We start from the raw sequence: 22,878 nt of genomic DNA, 5'->3' as shown, positions 1-22,878 counted from the left end.
CGAGGTAAGTGCCATGCGTCAGGCCACAGGCACCGGCGGTGTTCTTGGTTGTTGTCTCAGTTGGGCCGCTTCGCCATTTCCGCGCGGATCTGCTGGCGGAACACATCGATGGGCACCTGCTTGCCCTCGCGGCGGATGCACCAATAGGTCCAGCCGTTGCAGCTGGGCGCGCCTTCCAGCGCCGCGCCGACCTGATGGATCGACCCTTTCACGTCGTCGCCCACCAGCGTGCCATCCGCGCGTAGCTTGGCCTTGTGCCGGCCGTTCAGGCTGTGCAGTTCCTCACCCGGGCGCAGCATGCCCCGCTCGATCAGCTGCCCGAAGGGGATGCGCGGCTCGGCGCGCTTGCTGGCCGAAACCTCCAGCGCCGCCTTGTCAAAGCGCCGCACATTCCGCAGCCGCTTTTCGGCCACGAGGCGATACGATTCTTCCCGCTCGATCCCGATGAAATCGCGGCCCAGCATCTTGGCTACGGCCCCCGTCGTGCCCGTGCCAAAGAACGGGTCCAGCACCACGTCGCCCGGATTGGTCGTGCCCAGCAGAACCCGGTGCAGCAGGCTCTCGGGCTTCTGCGTCGGATGGGCCTTGTCGCCGTTCTCATCCTTCAGCCGCTCATGCCCGGTGCAGATCGGCAGCACCCAGTCGCTGCGCATCTGGATGCCCTCGTTCAACGCCTTCAGCGCCTCGTAGTTAAACGTGTATTTCGCGCCCTCGTCCCGGCTGGCCCAGATCAGCGTCTCATGCGCGTTGGTCAGCCGCTTGCCCCGGAAATTCGGCATCGGGTTCGACTTGCGCCACACCACATCATTGAGAACCCAGAACCCCGCATCCTGAAGTGCGGCACCGACGCGAAAGATGTTGTGATAAGACCCGATCACCCAGATCGCGCCGTTGGGCTTCAAAAGCCGCCGCGCGGCCGCAAGCCACTCGCGCGTGAACCGGTCATAGGCCTCGAAACTGGCGAACTGGTCCCACGCATCATCGACCGCGTCCACCTGGCTGTTGTCCGGGCGATGCAGATCGCCGCGCAGCTGCAGGTTATAGGGCGGATCCGCGAAAATCAGATCGACAGAGGCCGCCGGCAATCCATTCATCACCTCGATGCAATCGCCGTCCAGAATCGTGTTCAAAGGGAGCGCATCCGCGCTCTTCAGCTTGGTCATCTTCGTCATGTCTGCCTCTGTCCCGGCGCCTCTTTGTGCGCTCTGGTTGTTGGTCTCGAAGATGAGTCAAAGCTGATTCGCCGTCAATTTCTTTTTTGAATCAGGTGTTTATAGATTTTTCTTGATACAAGATATTGTGGACCGGTTTGAAACTACGTCTATGGTGTGGGGTCACACCGAGATTTTGAAGCGCCGCCATGTGGCTTTTGGAGCCATATCCCGCATTCGTCTCCCAGCCATAGCCGGGGTAGTGTTGCGCCAAATCCCACATGATGCGATCACGCCTTGTTTTGGCCACAATTGAGGCCGCCGAAATCGACAGGCTGACCGCGTCTCCCTTCACGATCGCCTGTCCGGGACAGCTCAGCGCGCGGGGGATCATGTTGCCGTCGATCAGCGCCAAATCGGCGGGCCGCGACAGTCCGGCCACCGCGCGCTCCATCGCCAGATGGGCGGCGCGCAGGATGTTGATGGCGTCGATCTCCTCGACGCTGGCATGCGCCACGCTTACCTCCGCCACCGCGCATATCTCGTCGTGCAGCGCCGCACGCCGCCGCGCCGTCAGCTTCTTGGAATCGTTCAGGCCCGCGGGGATGCGCGCGGGGTCAAGGATCACCGCCGCCGCCGTGACCGGCCCGGCTAGCGGGCCACGCCCGACCTCGTCGACCCCCGCGATCCGCCCGTACCCCCGGGCCTGCGCGTCCGTTTCAAACTGGAAATGCGGTGCCTCCATGCCCCCAAAAAGCACGGCCTGCCCGGAAATGCAAAAGCCGCGGCAGACCGGGCCCACCGCTGCTCGCCAAAGACAAAAGGGAGGGGCCGAAACCCCTCCCTTCCGCCTGCTCGATCCCCGCCGGGATCACTTGTGGTCGAAAGCCGTGCGATAGCCGTTCTGCCGCAGGCATCGCCCGCCATAAACCACGCGGCCACGGTCGCCATGCACACGCCGGGCGCATTGATGCGGCAGCGCATTGAAATGGGGGTAAGAGTTGATCAGGCAGCGCCGCCCATAGCCGCGCACGGTGCCATTGCGCGTCGGGATCTGAACCCGGCAGGCATCCGGCAGGAAAAGGCGCGCGTCGCGCCGGTATCCGTCATGCCGGTCGTGTCCGTGGCGGCCCTTGTTCTTGTGGTGCCCGTGGTGGCGCCGGTCGTCGTCATAGCGCCGTGTCGGGGTGCCGTACTGATTGTAATAGGGCCATTGCGTGCGCTGCCGGGCGACAGCCTCGTTGCGGCGGCGGTCGCGTTTGCGGTCCTCGGCGATGGCCGCGCCAATGACCCCAAGCGCAACGGCCCCCGCGATCCACTTGGCCACGTCTTTGTTGTCGGCGCGGGCCGGCGCGGCACTCATGCCCGTCACGGCCAGCGCGGCGGCGAGGATGATCGAGATAAAGGTGCGATGCGTCATGTCATGTCCTTTCAGGCGTTTCGCGTCTGCCTCTGCGGCGGTCGTCGGGCGACTGCGAAAGGCGATGTCCTCAGCCTCGTCCAGATCGCGGAAGACAGGCAATAACGCCGCCCTGTTATCGGATAGCAAGGCTCCGCCAAGTCCTCGGCATCGCACGGTTATTGTATAGCGGGGGCGCTTGGCGCATGGTTGAGCCATGAAACGCATGACACGCCTCTCCTCGCTGGCCCTCGGGCTGATCTTCGCCTCCGCCGTCGCGGCGCAGGCGGCCTGTGTTGTCGAATACAAGGCCAAGCGCGACAATCCGCTGGAGCTGTTCTACGAGGTGGCGCAGGTCGGCGGCGACTGTACCGTGGCCGATGCCACGGCACGGCTGCAAAAGCGGCTGCAGCGCGACGGGCTGACCCTGCTCAAGGTGCTGTCGGTCAGAAAGAAGTAACGCGAAAGGACCGCGCGTGCAGGAGATCCTCAGTTCCGCCGCCGATGCCCGCAAGTCGGGCAACCGGGTCGTTCTCTTCGGCGTCATCGCCATCGTGACCATTCTCGCTCTCGCGGCGGTGTTCCTGTTCCTCACCCTGCCCGATGCCAACGCCTTCAACGCCAAGGTCGAGCGGATCTTCGTTGAGAACGACCTGCTGACCTCGGATGCCGAAATCAAGCTCCTGGAGATTCTGGCCTTGTCTGGCACCGCCTTCTCCGAAACGCTGGCCAGCTACCGCATGGTGATCTTCGTGCTTCTGGTCTTCGCCACCGCTCTCCTGATCGCCGCGCTGGTCTTTCTCGTGATGCTGATCGCGCTCAACCGCCGCATGGCGCAGATAGAGCGCTCGGGCATTCAGGTCAGCTCGCTGCTCATCAGCCGCGAGGAACGCACCGTCTATCTCAACAACATGGGCTTCAAGCTGACTGACGCCGCGATGGAAACCCTCGCCGTTCTGGCCGAGGCACGGATGGACGATGACGTGCTGACCGGCGCGCAGATCGAGGCGGTCATCTCGGGCCGCAGTACGGAAGATTGCGAAGAGGCCGCGGGCGCGACCCGCATCAAGCGTCTGCGCGACACGCTCGGCAACCAGATGATCTCGGAACTACTCGTCAAGAACATCGCCCGGCGCGGCTATATGCTCGCCATCGACAAGGACGTGATCAAGGTCATCTGACCGGCTGTCCCTGCCGGGCGGTGACATGTTGGTGATCCGCCCCTTGCAACATGGATCGGGGCCTCCACATTTTGTACAAATTGGATAAATGCCTGTTTGGAGGATGTACGAAATGTACAAAAAGAGCGACGAGGCCATCGCAAAGCTCAGCCCCGAGGAATATCGGGTCACCCAGGAAAACGGCACCGAGCGGCCCTTCGCCGGCCAGTACAACGACCACAAGGAACCGGGGATTTACGTCGACATCGTATCGGGTGAACCGCTCTTCGCGTCCTCCGACAAGTTCGAATCCGGCTGCGGCTGGCCCAGCTTCACCAAGCCGATAGAGCCCGCTAACGTTTCGGAATTACGCGACGATTCTCTTGGCATGGTCCGCACCGAGGTGCGCAGTTCGCATGGCGACAGCCATCTGGGCCACGTCTTTCCCGACGGCCCCCGAGACCGCGGCGGGCTGCGCTATTGCATCAACTCCGCATCCTTACGGTTCATCCATCGCGACGACATGGAAGCCGAGGGTTACGGTAAGTACTTGAATCAAGTGGAGGAAATCCAATGAGCGAACGCGCTGTTCTGGCCGGAGGCTGCTTCTGGGGCATGCAGGACCTGATCCGCAAAATGCCCGGCGTCGAAAAAACGCGGGTGGGCTATACCGGCGGAGATGTCCCCAACGCCACCTACCGCAATCACGGCACCCACGCTGAAGGCATTGAAATCATTTATGATCCTGAGAAGATCAGCTATCGCAAACTGCTGGAATTCTTTTTTCAGATCCACGATCCCACCACGAAGAACCGTCAAGGCAACGACGTGGGTATGTCCTACCGTTCCGCCATTTACTACGTGAATGACGAGCAAAAGACCGTGGCCGAGGACACCATCGCCGACGTGAATGCCTCGGGTATTTGGCCCGGAAAGGTCGTGACCGAGGTCGAGCCGGTGGGCGATTTCTGGGAGGCCGAACCCGAACACCAGGATTACCTGGAGAAGTTTCCGAACGGCTATACCTGTCATTTCCCGCGCCCGGACTGGGTGCTTCCGCGCCGGGAGGCGGCAGAGTAAGCCTTTAATAATAAAGCGTGATCCACAGGCGTGGCGGCGCCATGCCTGTCGCTTGGCTGGGGGTGCCATACTCTGAACCGGCTAAGGTATTTCTGGCCAGATGAAGGAAATGCCGCACGTCCTCGTCAGACGCGGACCTCACCGTCGCGGCAAATCCACGGTTGCACCTCGCGCCTGCCTGCCTAATATCACCCGGATAATTCAGGGAGAGAGAACAATGCAGAAACTGATCGGAGCCGGCGTCACCGCCGCGCTGTCTTTTGCCTTCGCCGGTGAGGCCCTTGCGACCGAATGGAACGTGTCCCTCTGGGGCAAACGCCGCGCCTTCACCGAACATGTCGAGAAACTCGCCGAGCTTGTGTCCGAAAAGACCAACGGCGAATTCACCATGAATATCAGCTATGGCGGCCTGTCGAAAAACCGCGAGAACCTCGACGGGATTTCCATCGGCGCGTTTGAGATGGCGCAGTTCTGCGCGGGATATCACCCGGACAAGAACCGTGTCGTCACCGTGTTGGAACTGCCTTTCCTCGGCGTGAGTAACCTCGAAGAAGAGCTTGCGGTCTCGACCGCCGTCTACAACCACCCGGCCGCGGCCGAGGAGATGGCGCAGTGGAATGCTAAGCTTTTGATGACGTCGCCTATGCCGCAATACAACCTCGTCGGGACCGGCGAGCCGCGTGATGATCTCGCCGAATTCGAAGGAATGCGCGTGCGCGCCACGGGAGGGCTTGGCGCCGCGTTCGAGGCCGTAGGCGCTGTACCCACGTCCGTGACGGCGACTGAAGCCTACCAGGCGATGGAATCCGGCGTGGTCGATACCGTAGCCTTCGCGCAGCATGCGCATCTGAGCTTTGGTACGATCAACCAGGCGGATTGGTGGACCGCGAACCTTAACCCCGGCACGGTGAATTGCCCGGTTGTGGTGAATATCGACGCCTACGAGTCGCTCTCTGACGAACACCGCGCGGCGCTTGACAGCTCGGTACCCGAGGCGCTCGATCACTACTTGGCCAATTACGCGGAACTGCTGCAGCGTTGGGACAGCGTCCTTGAGGAGAAGGGCGTACAGAAGGTCATGATTGACGACAGCGTGAAAGAAGAATTCCGCGCCAAGGCCGCCGAGCCCGCCCGCGAAGCCTGGATCTCCGATATGGAGGCTCAGGGCCTTCCCGGTCAGGAACTTTACGATCTCGTGGTGACCACGCTCGAAGAGTTCCGCGCGTCGAACTAAGCCGCGACACAGACGCCGCCCGGCCTTGTGCCGGGCGGTCCGTTTCTTGGGGAGGGGACACGGATGGCCGGTGCATCGACCGTACTCAGCGACAGCAGTCTGCTGAGCCGTCTAGACCGGGCGCTTTTACCGCTCGAGCGGTTTTTCGCGCTTCTGAGCGGGCTTGGCGCGTTTTCCCTCATGTTCTTGGCGGCCTATTCCGTTTCGGGCCGCAAGTTCTTCGGCTCGCCCATGGCGGGCTATGTTGATTACATCGAATTGCTGATGCCGCTGATCGCAATCATGGGTGTGTCCTATGTGCAGCGCGAAGGCGGGCATATCCGCATGGACATTCTCATCGGCAATCTCAGCGGCAGGGTTTTGTGGTTGCTTGAATTGATCACGATCCTGCTGGTTCTGGTCCTGATGTTCGCGCTTGTCTGGGGAAGCTGGGCGCATTTCGACCGATCCTTTGACTGCGCGCGACCCTTGTGTTCGCGCGACAGCACGATCGATATCGGCCTGCCGGTCTGGCCGTCCAAACTCATAGTGCCTATGGCATTCGCGGTGCTGACCCTTCGCCTCGTTTTGCAGGCCGTGGGATACGCCCGGGCCTTCGTGCTGGGGCTTGATCGACCCGTCGCAGTGCCGCTGACCTTGTCGGTGGCCGAACAGGCGGCCCTAGAGGCCGAACAACTGGAAGGGCGCGACTGATGGATCCCATTACCATCGGGCTTTGGACCACCGGCTTCATGCTGGCCATGGTGTTCATCGGCATGCGCGTGGCCTTCGCCGCCGGTCTGGCCGGGTTTCTCGGGCTTGTCTGGCTTCGCTGGAACGGATTTGACTATGATCCTGCGCGTCTTTGGAAATCTATCGAGATCAGCGTCAAGATCGCGGGGCAGGTGCCTCATTCCAAGGTTTCAGCCAATGCGCTATCGCTCATTCCGACATTCATCCTGATCGGCTATCTGGCCTATTACGCCGGTCTCACCCGCGCGCTTTTCGAGGCGGCCAAGCGCTGGATCGCGTGGGTTCCCGGCGGGCTGGCGGTATCGACCGTGTTTGCGACCGCGGGGTTTGCTGCCGTCTCGGGCGCCTCGGTGGCCACGGCGGCGGTCTTTGCCCGAATTGCCATCCCGGAAATGCTCAAGATCGGCTACAACAAGAAGTTCGCCGCAGGGGTCGTGGCGGCAGGCGGCACGCTGGCCTCTCTCATTCCGCCCTCGGCGATCCTGGTGATCTACGCGATCATCGTGGAACAGGATGTGGGAAAGCTTTTGCTGGCGGGATTCATTCCGGGGGCCTTTTCGGCCTTTGTCTATGCGTTGCTCATCATCGGACTCGCCGTGGTGTTCAAGAATATCGGCCCACCGGTGCGCGGCTTTACCTGGGCCGAGCGGATGGTCTCACTCTTGCCGGCGCTGCCCATCGTGGCGGTGGTCGTGATCATCATCTTCTTTGTCTACAACCCGTTCGGGGATGCGTGGGGCACCCCGACAGAGGGCGGCGCGGTAGGCGCGTTTATCGTCTTCCTGATGGCGCTTTACCGGGGCATGCGCCTGACTGAACTGAAATCTGCGCTTCTTGAGACGGCCAAGCTCACGGTGATGATCTTCACCATCATCTGGGGGGTGCTTATCTACGTGCGCTTTCTCGGCTTTGCCGATCTGCCCGGTGCCTTTGCCGACTGGATCACCTCTCTGACAGTCTCGCCCATGCTGATCCTCGTCTGCATCCTGCTAGCCTACGCGGTGCTGGGGATGTTCATGGACGCGATCGGCATGCTGCTTTTGACACTGCCGGTCGTTTATCCCGCTGTAATGGCGCTCAACGGGGGCGAGTTTGTTTCTGCTGAGGATAGCGCCTTTGGCATGTCTGGAGAAATGTGTGCAATCTGGTTCGGCATTCTGGTGGTCAAGATGGCCGAGTTTTGTCTGATCACGCCACCCATCGGACTGAACTGCTTTGTGGTGGCGGGGGTGCGTCCGGACCTCTCGGTGCAAGATGTATTCAAAGGTGTGATGCCTTTCTTTATCGCCGATGCGGTGACAATCGCCCTTCTGGTCTCGTTTCCGATCATCGTTCTGTGGCTGCCGGGGCTCGCCTGACGCCCTATGCCGTCATCCCTGGTGAGTTGTTCCTGCGCGCTTTCAGGCCGCTTTTTACGTGCGGATGCCGGAAAAAGGCGACCAATAGGCCGTGCGCGTGCTACGCTCGGGTATTCCGCTTCAAAGTGAAATGAAAGCGGGTGATACAACGAGGGAGTTCACAATGTCCGAAAAATTCGTCGTCGGCTACGACGGCAGCGTTACCGCGCGCCGCGCGCTCGACTTTGCGCTGTCGCGCGCCAAGGCTCAGGGCGGCACCATCTTGCTGGTGCATGTTCTGGAATGGTCGCCTTATTCCTTCCTGACACCGCAGGAACTTGAAGAGCGTCACAAACGCCGCCGAGAAGAGATGGATCGGGCCAAGCACCACATCCTCGAGCCTGTGATCACCGAGATTTCCGACCAGGGTGTCGAGGTCACAAGCGAACTTCGCTACGGCAAAACCGCCGACGTGATCTGCGAAATCGCGACTGACCAGAAAGCAACTCAGATTATCATCGGCCGGGACGGGCATTCCGCGCTGAGCGCCCGAGTCTTCGGATCGGTCGCAAGCGCACTTGTTCAGATCGCGCCCGTGCCGTGCACGATCGTGCCATGACGACGCTTTGATCAAGGATAGACATATGCAGCAGATATTTTCCCGTGCGGCCTTAGGTGCCGCATCCCTCACGTTCGCTGGTACGGCGCCCGTGATGGCGCAATCCATCGATGAAAAGGTCAATCAGCTTTTCGCTGACTCAACCGGCTGGTTCGTCAGCTTCATCTTCAGCCCCTTTCCCGGCACCAGTTTTCCGTGGATCGTAGCGTGGCTCGTCGTCGCGGCGTCGGTCTTCACGCTCTACTTCGCGTTCGTGCAGTTCCGTAATTTTGGCCACGCCATCTCGCTGGTCAAAGGCGACTATTCCGATCCCAACGATGCAGGTGAGGTCAGCCACTTTCAAGCGCTCGCCACTGCGCTCTCTGGCACCGTCGGTCTCGGGAATATCGCGGGCGTTGCCGTGGCCGTGGGCATCGGTGGGCCGGGGGCGACGTTCTGGATGATCTTGGCCGGCCTTATGGGCATGGCGTCGAAGTTCACAGAATGTACGCTGGGTGTGAAATACCGAAACGAATACCCTGACGGCACCGTTTCGGGTGGCCCGATGTATTACCTGACCAAGGGCTTTGCCGAGCGCGGCTTGCCGGGCGGTAAGATCCTCGCGGTGCTCTTCTCGATCTTCTGTATCCTTGGTGCGCTCGGCGGCGGCAACATGTTCCAGGCCAACCAGGCGCATCAGCAGATTTCGGGTATCGTCGGCGAATACCCGGGCTGGATCACCGGCGTGATCTTCGCTGCCGTGGTCTTTGCCGTGATCGTAGGTGGTCTTAAGTCCATTGCACGCGTCACCGAAAAGGTCGTGCCCTTCATGGGTGTTACCTATGTGCTCGCGGCACTGGTGATCATTATCATGAATGCCGATCAGATCGGCTGGGCCTTCGGTCAGATCTTCGAAGGGGCCTTTACCGGTCTTGGTGTCGCCGGCGGTATGGTGGGTGCCCTAATCCAGGGCTTCAAGCGGGCGGCGTTTTCCAACGAGGCCGGCGTCGGCTCGGCCGCCATTGCCCACTCGGCGGTTCGGACCAAAGAGCCGATCACCGAAGGCTTCGTCTCTTTGTTGGAGCCGTTCATTGATACGGTGGTGATCTGCACCATGACGGCGCTTGTGATCATCATTTCCGGTCAGCTTGTCACCGATCCCGAAACTGGGCTCTACATCGTAGGCGAAAGTGGCATGATCCAGACCGCCGATGGCTCATCGGGTGTCAGCCTGACTTCAGCAGCCTTCGCCTCGGCCTTTAGCTGGTTCCCCTATGTCCTAGCGCTGGCGGTTGTGCTCTTTGCCTTCTCCACGATGATCAGCTGGTCCTACTACGGGCTCAAGGCGTGGACCTACCTTTTCGGTGAAGGCAAGAACAAGGAGATCGTCTTCAAGGTCATCTTCTGCATCTTTGTGATCATCGGCGCCGCCGCCAATCTCGGCCCGGTGATCGATTTCTCGGATGCGGCGATCTTTGCGATGGCTGTGGTCAACGTCTTTGGCCTTTACTTCCTGATGCCCATCGTCAAGCGAGAGCTGCAAAGCTACAGCGCGCGTCTGAAATCGGGCGAGATCCGCAAGTTCCACTGATCGAGTCGTCCGGAAAACACGAGGGCCGGCGCCATTTGCGCCGGCCTTTTTCGTGGTCCGGCGATCCGGCCGGACCAGCGGAGGCAGAGCCGGGTCTGAAACAATCCGTCAATTGTTACGATTACAGAGTTCCGCGGCATTTCGGAACAGTTTTGGTGCGAAAACGCACGAAAATAGATTTCAATATAAGCACCTGAGTTAAATCAATAAAAACATTAATCACCCGGCTTATGTGCCGGGTGCGTGAGGTGTTTTCAAAGGTTCCATCACGGCGCTGTGCATTCGTGTGAAGCCTTTCTCACATCGGTCGGATGCCGGTTCCCGAGAGCCGCCCATTGTCCCATCTTTGTTTCACCGAAGCGGGCACAGCCCGCCACAGAATGAAGCGAACGAACACAGAGAAGGAGACAACACGATGCGTACTTTTGGAATTCTGACCCTCACTGCCGCCACCTCGCTTGCGGCGCTCATGTCTTTCGGCAGTGCCCAGCTTCTGGCCGAACGTGACCCCGGCCAAGTGCCCGGCGTTGACAACCAGCAGCCCTGGCTGACCGCCGAGCGTGACCCTGGCCAAGTGCCCGGTGTCGACAATCAGCAGCCCTGGCTGACCGCCGAGCGTGACCCCGGCCAAGTGCCTGGCGTCGACAATCAGCAGCCGTGGCTGACCGCCGAGCGTGACCCTGGCCAAGTCCCCGGCGTCGACAACCAGCGTCCGTGGCTTACAGCAGAAATCGATCCCGGTGATGCAGCTGGCGTGAACAACCCGCATCCGTGGGCCGTTAGCTAAAGGCGAGCACATGTTTTTGGAAACGGCGTCCCATCTGGGGCGCCGTTTAGTCTGCCGGGCCCAATGGCCTAAGGTCGGATGGCTTCGTCTTCGAAGACAAGCCCTTCGCGCTCCTCCATGTAGGTTACGAAAAAGTCCGTAAATGTCGCGACGAGTGGCGGCAGCTTTTCGTACGGTGGATAATACAGCGTCAGCCAAAGCGGACGGATCTGCCAGTCGGGCAGAAGTTCAACGACATCTCCGCGATCCAAACCGTCCCGGACAATGAAGTCGGGCAACGCGCAGACCCCGCCCCCGGAACGCGCGATACCGTAAAGTAGATCACCGTTGTTCGAGGTGACCCGCCGCCCGGCCCGCACGCTCCGCTTTTGACTACCGCGTTGGAAGTCCCAAACCTCCCGGTCGCCGTCCGGTGTGTAGGACAGGAGTATGTCCGGGTCGAGATCGGAAGGTTCGCGCGGTTGGGCGGTTTTTTTGAATAGCACCGGCGCTGCGACGACGCGCCGTGGCACCCGGCAAATCTTTCGCCAAATTGTGGATGTATCGGATGGTGGGCCCGAAATGCGTATCGCCAGATCGCAGGTTTCCTCCATGATATCGACAAAGGCATCCGTCAGGTGGACGTCCAGTTCGATCCTCGGATAGGCAAGCCGGAAGCCTTCGATCATTCGGGGCATCAGACGCACACCGAGTGAAAGCGCAGCATTGATCCGAAGCCGGCCCGCGTCCGGGCGACTGTCGCGCAAAATGTCTTGCGCGGCTTCGTCGAACGCCGCGACAATAGGCCGGAAGCGCGCTTGCACCACCGCTCCTGCGCTGGTCAGAGATACCCGGCGTGTTGTGCGCACCAGCAGTTGTTGGCCAAGATCAACTTCAAGCTGCGCAATGATACGGGTGACGGACGCAGGGGTCAGGCGCAAGCTTTGCGCGGCCTTGGCAAAGCTGAGATTTGCGGCCACCTCGAGGAACACGCGGATCGGTTTGAGATCTTCCATGACCAAGTATTATTCTAAAAATCAAAATAGATTATAGATTATAATTTCAATTAAATATCATAAAATGACCGCCTACCTTAAGCGCAAGACCGATAGTCAAGGAGGAAGAGCCGACGCATGATCACGGACATTAAGGGTTTGCATCACGTGACGTCGATGGCCACCGATGCCGTCGAGAACAACGCGTTCTTCACCGGCACACTTGGTCTGCGCCGGGTGAAGAAGACCGTCAATTTCGACGCGCCGGAGGTCTACCACCTCTACTACGGAGACGAGGTTGGTACGCCGGGGTCCGTCATGACGTACTTTCCGTTCGGCCGTATGCCCCGTGGTACACGCGGCGCAGGTGAGGTCGGTGTGACCGAGTTCGCGGTGCCCGAGGGCAGTCTGTCATTCTGGCAAGACCGTCTTGACCAAAGTGGCGTGACGGGCTTGGGCGTTGAATCGGCTTTCGGCGAGAGGCGTTTGAAATTCGATGGTCCGGACGGCGACGCATTCGCGCTTGTCGAAAGCCCGCCGCGCGGCCGTGCGCCATGGACCGGTCAGGGGATACCCCAGGATGCAGGCATTCTTGGGTTCAATGGCGCCCGCTTTGTCCTGCGCGACGGGGCCGCGACGGCAGAGCTGTTACGGTTCATGGGATATGGGAAGATCGGAACTGACGGAGATATCACCCGTTACGCGATCGAGAATGGCAACGCCGCCGACCGCATCGACCTTCAGGTCGTGGGGGACGCACCGTCCGCAGGGCAAGGGGCAGGCTCGGTCCATCACATCGCCTTCGCGGTGGAAGGTCGCGCAGCGCAGCAGAGTGCCCGCGAGGCCTTACTCGATACAGGTTACCAGGTGACGCCGGTGATTGATCGGGATTACTTCTGGGCGATTTATTTTCGCGCTCCCGGCGGTATCCTGTTCGAAATCGCAACGAACGAGCCGGGATTCGATCGCGACGAGGATGTCGCCCAACTGGGCGAGACACTCAAACTGCCCGAGCGCTACGAGCCCTTTCGTGACAAGATCGAGGCGATACTGCCGCCGATCCAGTCCTGAGCGCTCGGCCTTGAAGCCAAACCGCCAACGCCGTTGAACGGCCAATTCGAAAAGGACACGTCAAATGAGTTGGAACCCGATCCACAAACCCGATTGCCCCCATTCCTCTCTGGACGCTGTCGAAACGCTGATTATCCCACGTGCGCGCGATCTGGGCGGTTTTGAGGTGCGCCGCGCCCTGCCGTCTCCCAAAAGGCAGATGATCGGACCGTTCATCTTTTTCGACCAGATGGGACCGGCGGAATTCATAACCGATGGCGGGATAGACGTACGGCCGCATCCGCATATCGGACTAGGCACCGTGACCTATCTTTATCAGGGCGAGTTCGAGCATCGCGACAGTCTTGGAACGCATCAGATGATCTATCCCGGCGAGGTAAACTGGATGGTGGCAGGCCGCGGCGTCACCCACTCCGAGCGCACAAGTCCGGAAACACGTGCCGGGCGGCACAGCCTTTTCGGAATCCAGACCTGGATTGCATTGCCCGAAGACCGCGAGGATATGGCTCCCGATTTCGAGCACCACAAGGAAGCCACGTTACCGCTCTTGCAGGATACCGGTGTCAAAGCGCGGCTTATCCTGGGGGCAGCCTATGGCGAACAAAGCCCGGTCACCATGCATTCCGAGACCTTCTATCTCGATGTTATGTTGGAGCCCGGTACTGCGTTTCCGTTGCCGGAAAACCATGAAGACCGGGGCATTTACGTAACCCAAGGCAGTATCGAGATCGCCGGGGAGAGCTTTGAGGCAGGACGAATGATGGTCTTTCGACCCGGCGTTTCGATTTCCCTGACGGCCGGGCCGCAGGGGGCGCGGCTCATGGTGCTGGGCGGCGCGACGTTAACCGAGCCGCGCTATATCTGGTGGAATTTCGTATCTTCTTCTAAGGATCGGATCGAAGAAGCCAAGGAAGCGTGGAAGGCGGCGGATTGGGAAAGCGGTCCGTTCCGCCTGCCGCCGGGGGACACGTCCGAATTCATTCCGATCTCTCCGGAGCTTGACCGGACGCGGCCAAGAGGACCGGGTGATTAGGGGAATTCGGTCACGCCGGCCGCGCCTTCATCGTGCGCCACCGGAGAAGTAGCTCAGCCACAAGGAGGTAGGGCACGAAAAAGGCGACCACCTGCACCTGATCGAACAGTCCGGTAAAGTCCCGGTTCGAAGCAATGCCGCCCGTCGCGGCATACCAGATCGCGTAATGCATCCGGTAGATCCAGGAGCCGACGGCAAGCACGATCAACCGGACAGCCCATCTGAAGTGCCTGACCATATCCTTGTCCATCGCGAAATAAACGACGTTCGCGGCGCAGCAGATGATGGCGAGACCGTAGATAGCAAACCATAGGCTCATCCACCAGCCGCCAACCGTTCCGTTGAGACCGATATAAAGCAATCCGCCCAATCCGGTCACCATCGCCGCCCCGAATAGGGTGTACCCAAAGCGGCGGTGCAGCCCGGGCCACCGGCGTCGCACGATCGGCAGCGCTTGCAGCGGCGCGCCAACGGTTAACAGCGCGCCGGCGATCATGTGCAGCGCGATGCCCGCATTGATCGCGGGGTAGCCGTTGACGAACACTCGCGATACGTCGCGTGGCGCCTCCGAAACAAGCCCGCGCAGGCCAACGCTTCCGGAATAGATCACGAACCAGCCCGTGTTGAGCGCGACAAGAATCAGAAGTATCGAGGAAAAGTATCGCCGCATGACGCAGTATCTAACGCAGAATGGCTGGCGAAAAAGGCTTGTAAATCCGCTCAATCGGTATCCTGAAACAGGCCCGATTGATTTCTCATACGTCGGAAGCAGTGGTGAGCCGTGCCGGATTCGAACCTGCGACCCACTGATTAAAAGTTGTAGGAAAATAGTTGCCATAGCTTGTCAAAGTTGAAAATCTAATGTTATTTTTCAGCAATTTAAGGCGTGAAACCTGAACATAGCTAACCATTGAAAACCCCTTAATCGCGCGAGAATTATGAGCCTAAGATGAGCCTAACGGACGCACAGATAAAACGTCTGAAGGCCCCGGAGAAGGGGCAGAAGACGTATTTTGACGATGCTCTGCCAGGGTTCGGCGTGCGGATTTCGCAGGGTGGAACCAAGACATTCATCGCCCTATGCGGTCCGAAACGGAAACGCCATTCGATCGGGCGGTAACCAAATATGTCACTGGCCGAAGCCCGCGCCCGTGCGAAGGGTATCCAGGCTGAATTCGCACTCGAGAGCCCGCATAAGGTTGCACGGCCGCCCCTGAAGTTCGAAGACGCCCGAAGCATGTTCCTGGCAGATAGTGAGAAACGTAACAAACCGCGCACAGTCGAGGAATACACCCGTCTTTTGCACAAGCACTTTCCTTTGACCGGTCCGCTTGAGGAAATCGACCGTCACGAGTTGGTGAGGATCCTCGACAAGCTGAAATCTACGCCATCAGAGCAAAAGCATGCCTTTGTCGGGTGGTGTCAGACCAATTCGAACCGGTCTCCACTTGGACAGAGACGCTGTCCCTTACGCCTCGCCGAGACCGCGCCACTCGGCAAGAGCAACGGTACGGTTTCGTTTGAATATGTGTCGCGAGCTGAGGCTTCTTTCCGAGTTGAACAGGTTGTAAATCGAGGCGTGAATGGCAGCGAATTTCTGCAAACTTCGCGTCCGCCGGAACCGCAGCATTGCCCTCTCTCGTCGTCGGAAGGGCAGGTGTGAATTTTCCGCTCGGTTGTTCAACCAGAGGCCAGTTTCCTGGCGGTCGCTTGCGCCGATTTGTTTCAGCGCCGCGCCATATGACCGAAGCTGGTCCGTCACAATAACCTCGGGTCGACCGTGCTTTCGCATTGCTTTCTTGAGGAATTTCAAGGCCGCCTTCTTGTCGCGTGTTTTGGTCACGAAGCTTTCCAGGACTTCGCCTTCATGATCCACGGCCCGCCAGAGGTAATGCCTCTCGCCATAAATCTTGACGAACATCTCGTCCAGGTGCCAGCGCCAGCGGCTGGATTTCATTCCCGCCACGCGGCGTTTCTTTATCTCAGATGCGAAGAGCGGACCGAACCGATGCCACCAGTACCGCACCGCTTCATGGCTGACATCGATGCCGCGCTCATGCAGCAGATCCTCGACATTCCGCAGCGAGAGCGGGAACCGGACATACATCATAACCGCCAGGCGGATGATCTCTCGGCTGGTTTTGAAATACTTGAACGGATCACGTTTTGTCATGCCGGCAGGGTAAGGCGGGCTGTATCCCGGCTCAAGCCAAGTTGCTCTGACAAGACCGTTGGGCTCAATTGGCTGGTTCAGTTGACCGGCCCGTGAACGATCGGGGCCGGTCGCAGCAGGAGTTTTGGATCAGGCGAAGGCCGTGAACTGCTCCTGTTCAAATGCCAAGTCGAAGGTATCTTTGAACACCTCTATATCGGCCACTGGGAAGCTGAGTTCGAACCCTGCCAGCGGCCCGAAGCCTACACTGTCGGAGAAGCCGAACTCGTCGGGTCCGACCACCGCTGAGAACGGGTTGTTGATGGTCAGATCGTAGCCGGCCTCGGCCGACAGCAGGTCGACCCCGCCTCCTACATTGAAGCCAAGCGAGGTCAGGTTGCTTAGCTCGGATTCCGGGATCACGTTGAAATCGAACTCGACCAGACCGTCTCCGTCCCCGCCCAGGTCGATAAATGATGCGTCGCTGATCTGCAGGCTCTCCCCGATCGTGAAGCTGGTGAAGGTGCCGTCTTCGAAGGATAGCAGGCCCACCAGATCGCCCATGGCCATCTCGAATTCCTGCAGGAAGTTCAGTCCGGCATTGACAAAAACGTTGAGGACGTCGAGCTCGGCGAAGAACGGTCCCGCCTCCAGCCTCGGGTTGAACGGGTTAATCGGCAACCCGGCCACAGTTGTGACCAGCTCGTCGAGATCGACGTTGAGTTGCAGGAAGTTGTTGCTGGCCCCTTCGGACACGGCCGGGTTGAGCGGGGCGGGATTGCTGGTCGTCGAGATATTCGGCCAAGCCCAATCGACCGACAGGAAGTCGGCCGGCGCCGGGAAGGGGATCGTACCGCCCGCGTCGCTACTCTGGAGGTCTAGGATGTTGAACGAGCCCGGGCCGATATCGATCGACGGGAAATTGATCGTCTCGTCGATACTACCGAAGTCGATGGTTTGATCGCCGGGTATGATTCCCGCCGGGTCCAGGTCGATGCCACCGAGATCGATATCCACGCCCGCGAAGGCGTCGATCAGGATGTCCCAGACGAAGTCGAGTTGGTAGAAGCCCGACGGACCCATCGTCGTGAAGAAGGTATCGGTCAGGATCGAGGACGTCTGGATCAGCAACTCATCGACGGTTTTGTTGTAGTTCGTTTCAACGGTTACATCGTATTCGGCTGTCGCGTCGATATCACCGCCCTCGAAATGCAGCGTGGATTCCAGGCCGATCCGGATGTCACCGGAAATGCCGGCTTCGAAGGGACCGGCGTTAAGGGTTTCGTTGAACGGGCCGGTGTCCAGCCCAAGGAAGGTCGTGTTGTCGAACACGAACTCGTCGCCCTGCGACCAGATGCTTTGATCATTGGCCTCGAACTGCATCGCACTGGCGATCTCGTTGTATTCATAGACAATGTCGATGCTGGCCGAGCCGGTTTCGGTGTCGCCGTTAGATACTTCCTTGGACACCGCCGTGAAGGTCAGTTCAAAATCCTGGTCGGTGTCGAGCGGAAGGGTCAGCAGGTATTGCTGGACGATCCCTGCAGGTTGGGGCGCCGGGTCGACCGGGCCGGACGGGGTCAGCGTCACCCCGGCGGGCAGGGCGCTCGACAGGATCCTGTCTATGAACTCCGAATTGTCGTCATCGGTCTGCGTGGCTGTCACGGTCAGCAGGATCTCATTGACGTTCCCAGTGGCAGCCGCTTCAATTGAAACATCGGGAATGTCCGCAACTGCTTCGATCGCGACCGCAACCATGGCGAAGTCAGTGCCGCCATTGTTGTCGGAGATGCAGTAGGTGAACGCGTCCGTGCCGGCATAGTCGGTCGTCGGCGTGTAGAGAATTGCGTCGCCCGGCAGCAGATCGGCATCGTCGCCGTCGACGATCTCCACCGTGCCGTGTTCGGCCCCGAACACATGGGTGATAGTAAGCGTGTCGCCATCGGCATCGGTGTCGTTCGCGAGCACCTGAAAGACCGTGCCCGAGCTCGTATCACGTGGATCGTCGAGACCCGCCGCGCTGTCTTCAAATATATTATAGCTGTCGTCCACCGCGTCCGGTGCGGCGGGAGCGATAATCGTCAGTTTGGCAGAGCCATTACGGGGTCCATCCAGTTCGCCGACACTCGTCAACCGCGCGCCAAATTCGACATTGGCGATGTCGTCCAGGGTCAAGTCACCTGCATCATTCGTAAGCGTGAAAGACGTCTGCTGAATATCACCCTTGTTCTTGCCGATTCCAGGCCCACCAAATTCTATGCCGGACGCAAAGGGTGCGGCCACCCCACGCATATTTGCACCCTTGCCAAGATCGATTACATCGCCGGTATCCTGATCTGTCACGTCGTCGCCGGTGGCGAGAAGTCCGGCTAGCTTCAAATCGTCATTGACGTTGAAAAAGAGGCCGCGCAAGTCTGCGACGACCCCGTCGGTTTCAAGCACCGTTACGGTAAATTCGAGCGCTCCTTCGTTTTCAACTACTTTAACTTCGACATCCGGCGCTCCCTCGATACCGGGAATTATAAATGTAATGCTTCTTTCGCAGATCATAATATCCTCCATGCGGCGCTTATGACGCCTTACTGAATATGCTTCTGCTCAAAAGCTTAAGGCTGATACAAACGTGCCCTTGTTTATGGCCCGAAAAAGGGAAGCTTGGCACACACAATCCGTCTCTTATAGCGTAATACAAACCCAAAAGTTAGCTTTTTTATCGAGAATATTTGCGCGAGGGAGAGAGCCGGGTTACGCGAACGGAAAATGGCGGGCGTCAGATCGACCTCGGGGAACTCCAGATCGCTGCACTTCGTGAGGAGGCGATCTGGATCCGGCAGCTTCGGGCTCTTACCCGGCGTTCGCTGCACTGAGCTTGAAGGTCCGCTTTCGGGAAGTCGCTTTTGCATCGGCATCATTAAAGCGGTTGCCTCGCTTGTGGAGGCTTGAAAGATTGGTACAGTTCATAAAAGAGGCTAAAGCCGTGAGAGCGACCATCAAACACCACATATTGTTACGAACTGTCGCGTGACCGCCAGGTGTTGACAGGGCCCGGGTGAACAACCGATGTGATCAAGCAGAAGGGATATAAGCGTACGGTCAAGCCACGGTCCCGGTTCTTAAGTGATGAAGAGATTGCCAAGCTGATTCACTTCGATCTCACCGTAAAGGACTGGCCGGAGACGCCTGAGCATGGCGTGACAGATCAAGGCATGAATTTCGTCATGTTGCTTCTCTACTCTGGACTGAGAAGAGCTGAAGGTTTGCGCCTGCGTTGGGACCACATTGACTGGACGCGAGAGCACCTTGTTGTCCACGACACTAAGAATAAGACAGACCACTACATACCGCTCTCAAGGCTGATTACGGGCACGCTCAAGAGGCAGAAAGACTATCTGGAGAGGATCGGTAAAGAGGACTCGCCTTGGGTGTTCCCTGCTGCCAGAGGGGAAGGCCACATGACAGAGCCGAAGTCACAGCTAAAAAAGATAACCGAGTTCACTGGCATCCAGTTTGGTTTCCATGACCTGAGGCGTACCTTTGCCACACACGCTGAAGCCAATGGCGTTGCCTTCGATCTCATACGCAGAGCACTGAACCACAAGTCACGCAGTGTGACAGAGGGCTACATCATCACGCAGATCGATACCCTGCGACCTGTCTTCGATGCAGTGGCAGATGGTTATCATAGGTATTACGATCCAGATTGGGAGCATCAAGAGCTGGTAGATCAGGCTGAGGCGGAGGAAGTGAAGACGGCTTCAGGCAGAAAGAGGGTGAAAAAACGAGCCAAAAAGATGAAAAAGAAGCTGGATAAAGCCCTGCCAGTGAAGGATCAGGAGACGGACTGCGAGAGCCGCCAGAAAAGCAGTTAATGACGATTCATTCTACACCTTGATCCAACTCTGATGGAGCGCTCGGAACTCCCCCACCGGCCTAAGGCGTAGGGCCAATCCGATTTAATTTCCATGATGCTTACGCCTTCTGACGCTTCCTTCGTGCTATCCAGCCCAACAAACCTAGGCTCCCCACAAGCAGCGGCAGTCCTGCTGGAATAGGGATCGGTGCAGCCGCCACACCAATCCGGTAAGATTCATTGTACCCCCAAGTCTGTCCATCGACACGTGTCAAACGAATGCGAGGGCCAACTAAAGAAATTTCTAACGCACCCTGCGGTGTTGGTACGGAAAAGGTTGGCGTATCCGGCGTCAGAAAAAGGCTGTATGTAGGGTTGGCGGTAGAGGTGTCAAAGCAGAAAGCAGATCCGCAATTCGATTGATACACTAGGCGGAGCGTGTGGGCCACCGTTTTGACAAATCCATTGATGGAGAAGTTCAAGTCAATACTTCTATTCACCGGTACGTAGCTTTCAGGGTAGCCGAAAGGGTCAGTAATTTCGCCACTCAAAAAGTGTGTACTGACGTTAGAGGTGAGACTTTCGCCGGGTGCCAATTCAAGCGTTTGGTTCACGCCATCTACTGAAATGCCCGCTCTTGCCCCATCTGGATCAGAAATCCGGAAATTATCTAGCCCGGCAATTTGAATCGTTGCCGCGTGGGCTCCTAAAACTGACACCCCAAGTACTGCACAAGTCACGATGCCCAATACACGATTTTTCATAATCTTGCCCCCCCCCGGCAGTATAGGTATGTTTTCAGATACCAGTACGTTGACTTTAAAGCATTGCCTTCTCGGGTCAAACCCATCGACTACCATGAATGCGTGACGTGATTGTGGCCGGAAGTCTTAGTGAGGCCTTCGCTATTGTGCTGCAATAATCGCTTGAAAACTAATACCATGTAGATTTTCCAGCCCTCGCTGGATTCACGTCTGGCGGGGGTAATTCGTTCAGGACTGGATTGTTTCCAAGAACCGACGGACTGTTTCCATTTAGGCTATCAATCAACAACAGCGACTTTGGTAACAAATCCTCGTGGGGGTCCGTTTGTTATCGGGGCAACGGGTTTTTCAGGCTGAGGGGCTTGCGTCTATGCATGCGATCGATGAAGCTGCACCGCCTCCACACCAACGCTTTACATTCAGTTTCTATCAATCGCCCATCCTTTCGTCCGTTCTCAAGACACCACAATTCAAACGCTTTGGTCACGTCAGGCTGGGTTGTTTGTAATTCGGGCCAAGCGGGTCATTGCGATAGATTCCTATAGCGTCAGTGACGATGGAAGGCAGCCAAATAGGAAAGCCTTGATCGATTGCGGTCCGCATGTTTCGCTCAGATATTATGGTCAGCGATACTATCACGATCCTCACCAGCTTAAGCCTGCTGCTGCGAAAGAGCTTCAAGTTTGAAGATCGAGAATGGAACAAACAGTCGCAGCAATTCCCGAACCTCTTCAGCGTTGAAGAGATCGAGGTGGAAAGCTTCGAGCAACTGGGAGAGGTGATCAAACCTCTGGCTGACATTCCAAGGAAAGCGGTTGTTTCAGGAAAGCTTACACCGGGCATCGATCCGAGTTCGGTCAGGCGCACCAAGGAAAACTTTGACTCCCAGCCACACCGTTGGATCATGCTGGATATTGACGGTGTCGGACCTGAATCTGGTGGCAATCCATCAGAGCCTTCGAACGAAGAATTGGTGGCCGAGGCTGTCACGCATCTCCCAGAAGAATTTCAGAGCGCGAAATGCTGGTATCACCTGTCGTCTTCAATGGGCATCAAGCCGGGTATCCGTGTCCACCTATGGTACTGGCTGGATCAGTTCGTCTCAGACAGGGAAAAGAAGGTTTGGTTGGATGATTGCCCAGTAGATCGATCTTTGTTCAATCCCACGCAGTTGCATTTGACGTCAACACCAGAGTTCATTGGTGGCGACGATCCCTACCCTGAGCGTTTCGGACTGTATGCGCCAATGGGAGCTTCAGACACGGTTGAGGTTCCCAGTGATCTAGCTGATCGAATTATATTTAATTCCGCACAGCCACGACATCGCCGCGATACTGGTGCTGTTGAGCCTCAAGAGATCGTAAGAGACCAAGACACCGGGCTGGCCATTGACGGACGAGAACAGCTGATGTTCGACTTGAGCAACGAGGTGATGTTTGAGCTGTGTCGAGGTGCTGAAACAAGGCCAAGCGTCGAAGAGATAACAGATGAACTGTGGCGACGGTTTCAGGAAGAGGCTGACATTAGCCATGTGAACAGCAGACCGTGGACGAGATCAGATGCTGAAGACAAAGCCCGAGCAAGGCACCAAGAGGCGGAAACTGGTCAATATTCTTTCCGATCCAGAAATGAGAAAACGAGCCTGCGACCTGCCCCGAAGCCGGATTTTGCGAGAGAAACTGTCACCCCTGAGGAAGCCAAGAACCAATTAGAAGACGCGCTTTCAGGTTATTTCCAACGACTGCGAGACGGTGAGAATCCGAGGCTAGCACTACGTCTCACGATGGGCTTGGGCAAGACAACGCAGACGGTTGCCAAGCTCAAAGAATATCTCGCCTCAGAATCCGGCAGGTTGGTAGAGGTGTATGAACCGCGCCGGGTTTGCCGGAGGCTCCAACTCCTGAGTAGGATGGAGCATCATGAGCAAGACAACGAACAAGTATTCCCCTGAAGTGCGCGAACGAG

The 22,878-nt window shown here is 58.2% G+C and carries 23 protein-coding genes; 15 read left to right on the top strand and 8 right to left on the bottom strand.

The features are described 5' to 3' along the window. Nucleotides 1–56: 56 nt before the first annotated feature. The 3 genes from EZV60_RS18345 to EZV60_RS18335 form a co-directional block, all read right to left on the bottom strand. Entirely contained in the window at nt 57–1,172 is a 1,116-nt protein-coding gene (locus EZV60_RS18345) for a site-specific DNA-methyltransferase (RefSeq protein WP_135507414.1), read from the bottom strand. Nucleotides 1,173–1,263: 91 nt separating this feature from the next. Further along, nucleotides 1,264–1,896, bottom strand: a complete 633-nt coding sequence (locus tag EZV60_RS18340) for a ribonuclease HII (RefSeq protein WP_135507432.1) — start codon at nt 1,894–1,896, stop codon at nt 1,264–1,266. A gap of 126 nt (nt 1,897–2,022) precedes the next feature. Continuing rightward, nucleotides 2,023–2,673 (bottom strand): hypothetical protein, encoded by a 651-nt coding sequence (locus EZV60_RS18335; protein WP_135507412.1) that lies wholly within the window; start codon nt 2,671–2,673, stop codon nt 2,023–2,025. A gap of 94 nt (nt 2,674–2,767) precedes the next feature. Here EZV60_RS18335 and EZV60_RS18330 point away from each other — a divergent pair, with 94 nt between their 5' ends. From EZV60_RS18330 to EZV60_RS18285, 10 genes are all read left to right on the top strand, one after another. Beyond that, on the top strand, nt 2,768–3,010 hold the full coding sequence (locus EZV60_RS18330) for a hypothetical protein (RefSeq protein WP_135507410.1): 243 nt from the start codon (nt 2,768–2,770) through the stop codon (nt 3,008–3,010). 16 nt (nt 3,011–3,026) lie between these two features. Further along, complete coding sequence (locus EZV60_RS18325) at nt 3,027–3,731, top strand: winged helix-turn-helix domain-containing protein (protein ID WP_135507409.1); 705 nt, start codon at nt 3,027–3,029, stop codon at nt 3,729–3,731. 112 nt (nt 3,732–3,843) lie between these two features. Continuing rightward, nucleotides 3,844–4,287: a peptide-methionine (R)-S-oxide reductase MsrB gene (gene msrB, locus EZV60_RS18320; RefSeq protein WP_135507407.1), complete on the top strand. Its 444-nt coding sequence runs from the start codon at nt 3,844–3,846 to the stop codon at nt 4,285–4,287. Beyond that, entirely contained in the window at nt 4,284–4,790 is a 507-nt protein-coding gene (gene msrA / locus EZV60_RS18315) for a peptide-methionine (S)-S-oxide reductase MsrA (RefSeq protein WP_135507405.1), read from the top strand. The genes msrB and msrA overlap by 4 nt, the downstream gene beginning before the upstream one ends. A 217-nt stretch (nt 4,791–5,007) precedes the next feature. Continuing rightward, a complete protein-coding gene (locus EZV60_RS18310) occupies nt 5,008–6,024 on the top strand; it encodes a C4-dicarboxylate TRAP transporter substrate-binding protein (RefSeq protein WP_135507403.1) in 1,017 nt (338 codons plus the stop codon). A 63-nt stretch (nt 6,025–6,087) separates the two neighbouring features. Beyond that, the gene (locus tag EZV60_RS18305) at nt 6,088–6,717 is read left to right on the top strand and encodes a TRAP transporter small permease subunit (protein ID WP_135507402.1); all 630 of its coding nucleotides are present in this window, start codon (nt 6,088–6,090) and stop codon (nt 6,715–6,717) included. Next, a complete protein-coding gene (locus EZV60_RS18300) occupies nt 6,717–8,114 on the top strand; it encodes a TRAP transporter large permease (protein ID WP_135507400.1) in 1,398 nt (465 codons plus the stop codon). Before EZV60_RS18305 ends, EZV60_RS18300 begins: the two co-directional genes overlap by 1 nt. A 163-nt stretch (nt 8,115–8,277) precedes the next feature. Beyond that, nucleotides 8,278–8,712: a universal stress protein gene (locus EZV60_RS18295; RefSeq protein WP_135507398.1), complete on the top strand. Its 435-nt coding sequence runs from the start codon at nt 8,278–8,280 to the stop codon at nt 8,710–8,712. A gap of 25 nt (nt 8,713–8,737) precedes the next feature. Continuing rightward, nucleotides 8,738–10,282 (top strand): alanine/glycine:cation symporter family protein, encoded by a 1,545-nt coding sequence (locus tag EZV60_RS18290; protein ID WP_135507396.1) that lies wholly within the window; start codon nt 8,738–8,740, stop codon nt 10,280–10,282. A gap of 415 nt (nt 10,283–10,697) precedes the next feature. Next, nucleotides 10,698–11,069, top strand: a complete 372-nt coding sequence (locus tag EZV60_RS18285; protein ID WP_135507394.1) for a hypothetical protein — start codon at nt 10,698–10,700, stop codon at nt 11,067–11,069. A gap of 68 nt (nt 11,070–11,137) precedes the next feature. Here EZV60_RS18285 and EZV60_RS18280 read toward each other — a convergent pair whose 3' ends face one another. Next, the gene (locus EZV60_RS18280) at nt 11,138–12,064 is read right to left on the bottom strand and encodes a LysR family transcriptional regulator (protein ID WP_135507392.1); all 927 of its coding nucleotides are present in this window, start codon (nt 12,062–12,064) and stop codon (nt 11,138–11,140) included. A 117-nt stretch (nt 12,065–12,181) separates the two neighbouring features. Between EZV60_RS18280 and EZV60_RS18275 the strand changes: the two genes are divergently transcribed. Then, entirely contained in the window at nt 12,182–13,114 is a 933-nt protein-coding gene (locus EZV60_RS18275; protein WP_135507390.1) for a VOC family protein, read from the top strand. A gap of 64 nt (nt 13,115–13,178) precedes the next feature. After that, on the top strand, nt 13,179–14,147 hold the full coding sequence (locus EZV60_RS18270; protein WP_135507388.1) for a pirin family protein: 969 nt from the start codon (nt 13,179–13,181) through the stop codon (nt 14,145–14,147). A 10-nt stretch (nt 14,148–14,157) separates the two neighbouring features. On the opposite strand, the gene EZV60_RS18265 is transcribed toward EZV60_RS18270, so the two are convergent. Beyond that, nucleotides 14,158–14,757: a DUF2306 domain-containing protein gene (locus tag EZV60_RS18265; RefSeq protein ID WP_245306359.1), complete on the bottom strand. Its 600-nt coding sequence runs from the start codon at nt 14,755–14,757 to the stop codon at nt 14,158–14,160. An 858-nt stretch (nt 14,758–15,615) separates the two neighbouring features. Continuing rightward, nucleotides 15,616–16,257 (bottom strand): IS6 family transposase, encoded by a 642-nt coding sequence (locus tag EZV60_RS18260; protein WP_425353576.1) that lies wholly within the window; start codon nt 16,255–16,257, stop codon nt 15,616–15,618. On the opposite strand from EZV60_RS18260, the gene EZV60_RS19385 reads away from it, so the two are divergent. Beyond that, nucleotides 16,180–16,416: a hypothetical protein gene (locus EZV60_RS19385; RefSeq protein ID WP_245306361.1), complete on the top strand. Its 237-nt coding sequence runs from the start codon at nt 16,180–16,182 to the stop codon at nt 16,414–16,416. The genes EZV60_RS18260 and EZV60_RS19385 overlap by 78 nt on opposite strands. Before the next feature lie 33 nt (nt 16,417–16,449). On the opposite strand, the gene EZV60_RS18255 is transcribed toward EZV60_RS19385, so the two are convergent. Beyond that, a complete protein-coding gene (locus tag EZV60_RS18255; protein ID WP_135507384.1) occupies nt 16,450–18,849 on the bottom strand; it encodes an Ig-like domain-containing protein in 2,400 nt (799 codons plus the stop codon). A gap of 512 nt (nt 18,850–19,361) precedes the next feature. On the opposite strand from EZV60_RS18255, the gene EZV60_RS18250 reads away from it, so the two are divergent. Further along, on the top strand, nt 19,362–20,168 hold the full coding sequence (locus tag EZV60_RS18250; protein ID WP_135507382.1) for a tyrosine-type recombinase/integrase: 807 nt from the start codon (nt 19,362–19,364) through the stop codon (nt 20,166–20,168). A 100-nt stretch (nt 20,169–20,268) separates the two neighbouring features. Here the strand turns inward: EZV60_RS18250 and EZV60_RS18245 are convergent, their stop codons facing one another. After that, complete coding sequence (locus EZV60_RS18245; RefSeq protein ID WP_135507380.1) at nt 20,269–20,913, bottom strand: hypothetical protein; 645 nt, start codon at nt 20,911–20,913, stop codon at nt 20,269–20,271. Nucleotides 20,914–21,514: 601 nt separating this feature from the next. Between EZV60_RS18245 and EZV60_RS18240 the strand changes: the two genes are divergently transcribed. Continuing rightward, on the top strand, nt 21,515–22,864 hold the full coding sequence (locus EZV60_RS18240; RefSeq protein ID WP_135507378.1) for a DEAD/DEAH box helicase family protein: 1,350 nt from the start codon (nt 21,515–21,517) through the stop codon (nt 22,862–22,864). Nucleotides 22,865–22,878: the final 14 nt, after the last annotated feature.

Origin of the sequence: Roseovarius aestuariivivens (assembly GCF_004761875.1) — a bacterium.
Classification (GTDB): domain Bacteria; phylum Pseudomonadota; class Alphaproteobacteria; order Rhodobacterales; family Rhodobacteraceae; genus Roseovarius; species Roseovarius aestuariivivens.
Note: the sequence above shows the minus strand (reverse complement) of the source record. Positions and strands in the feature narration are given on the sequence as shown.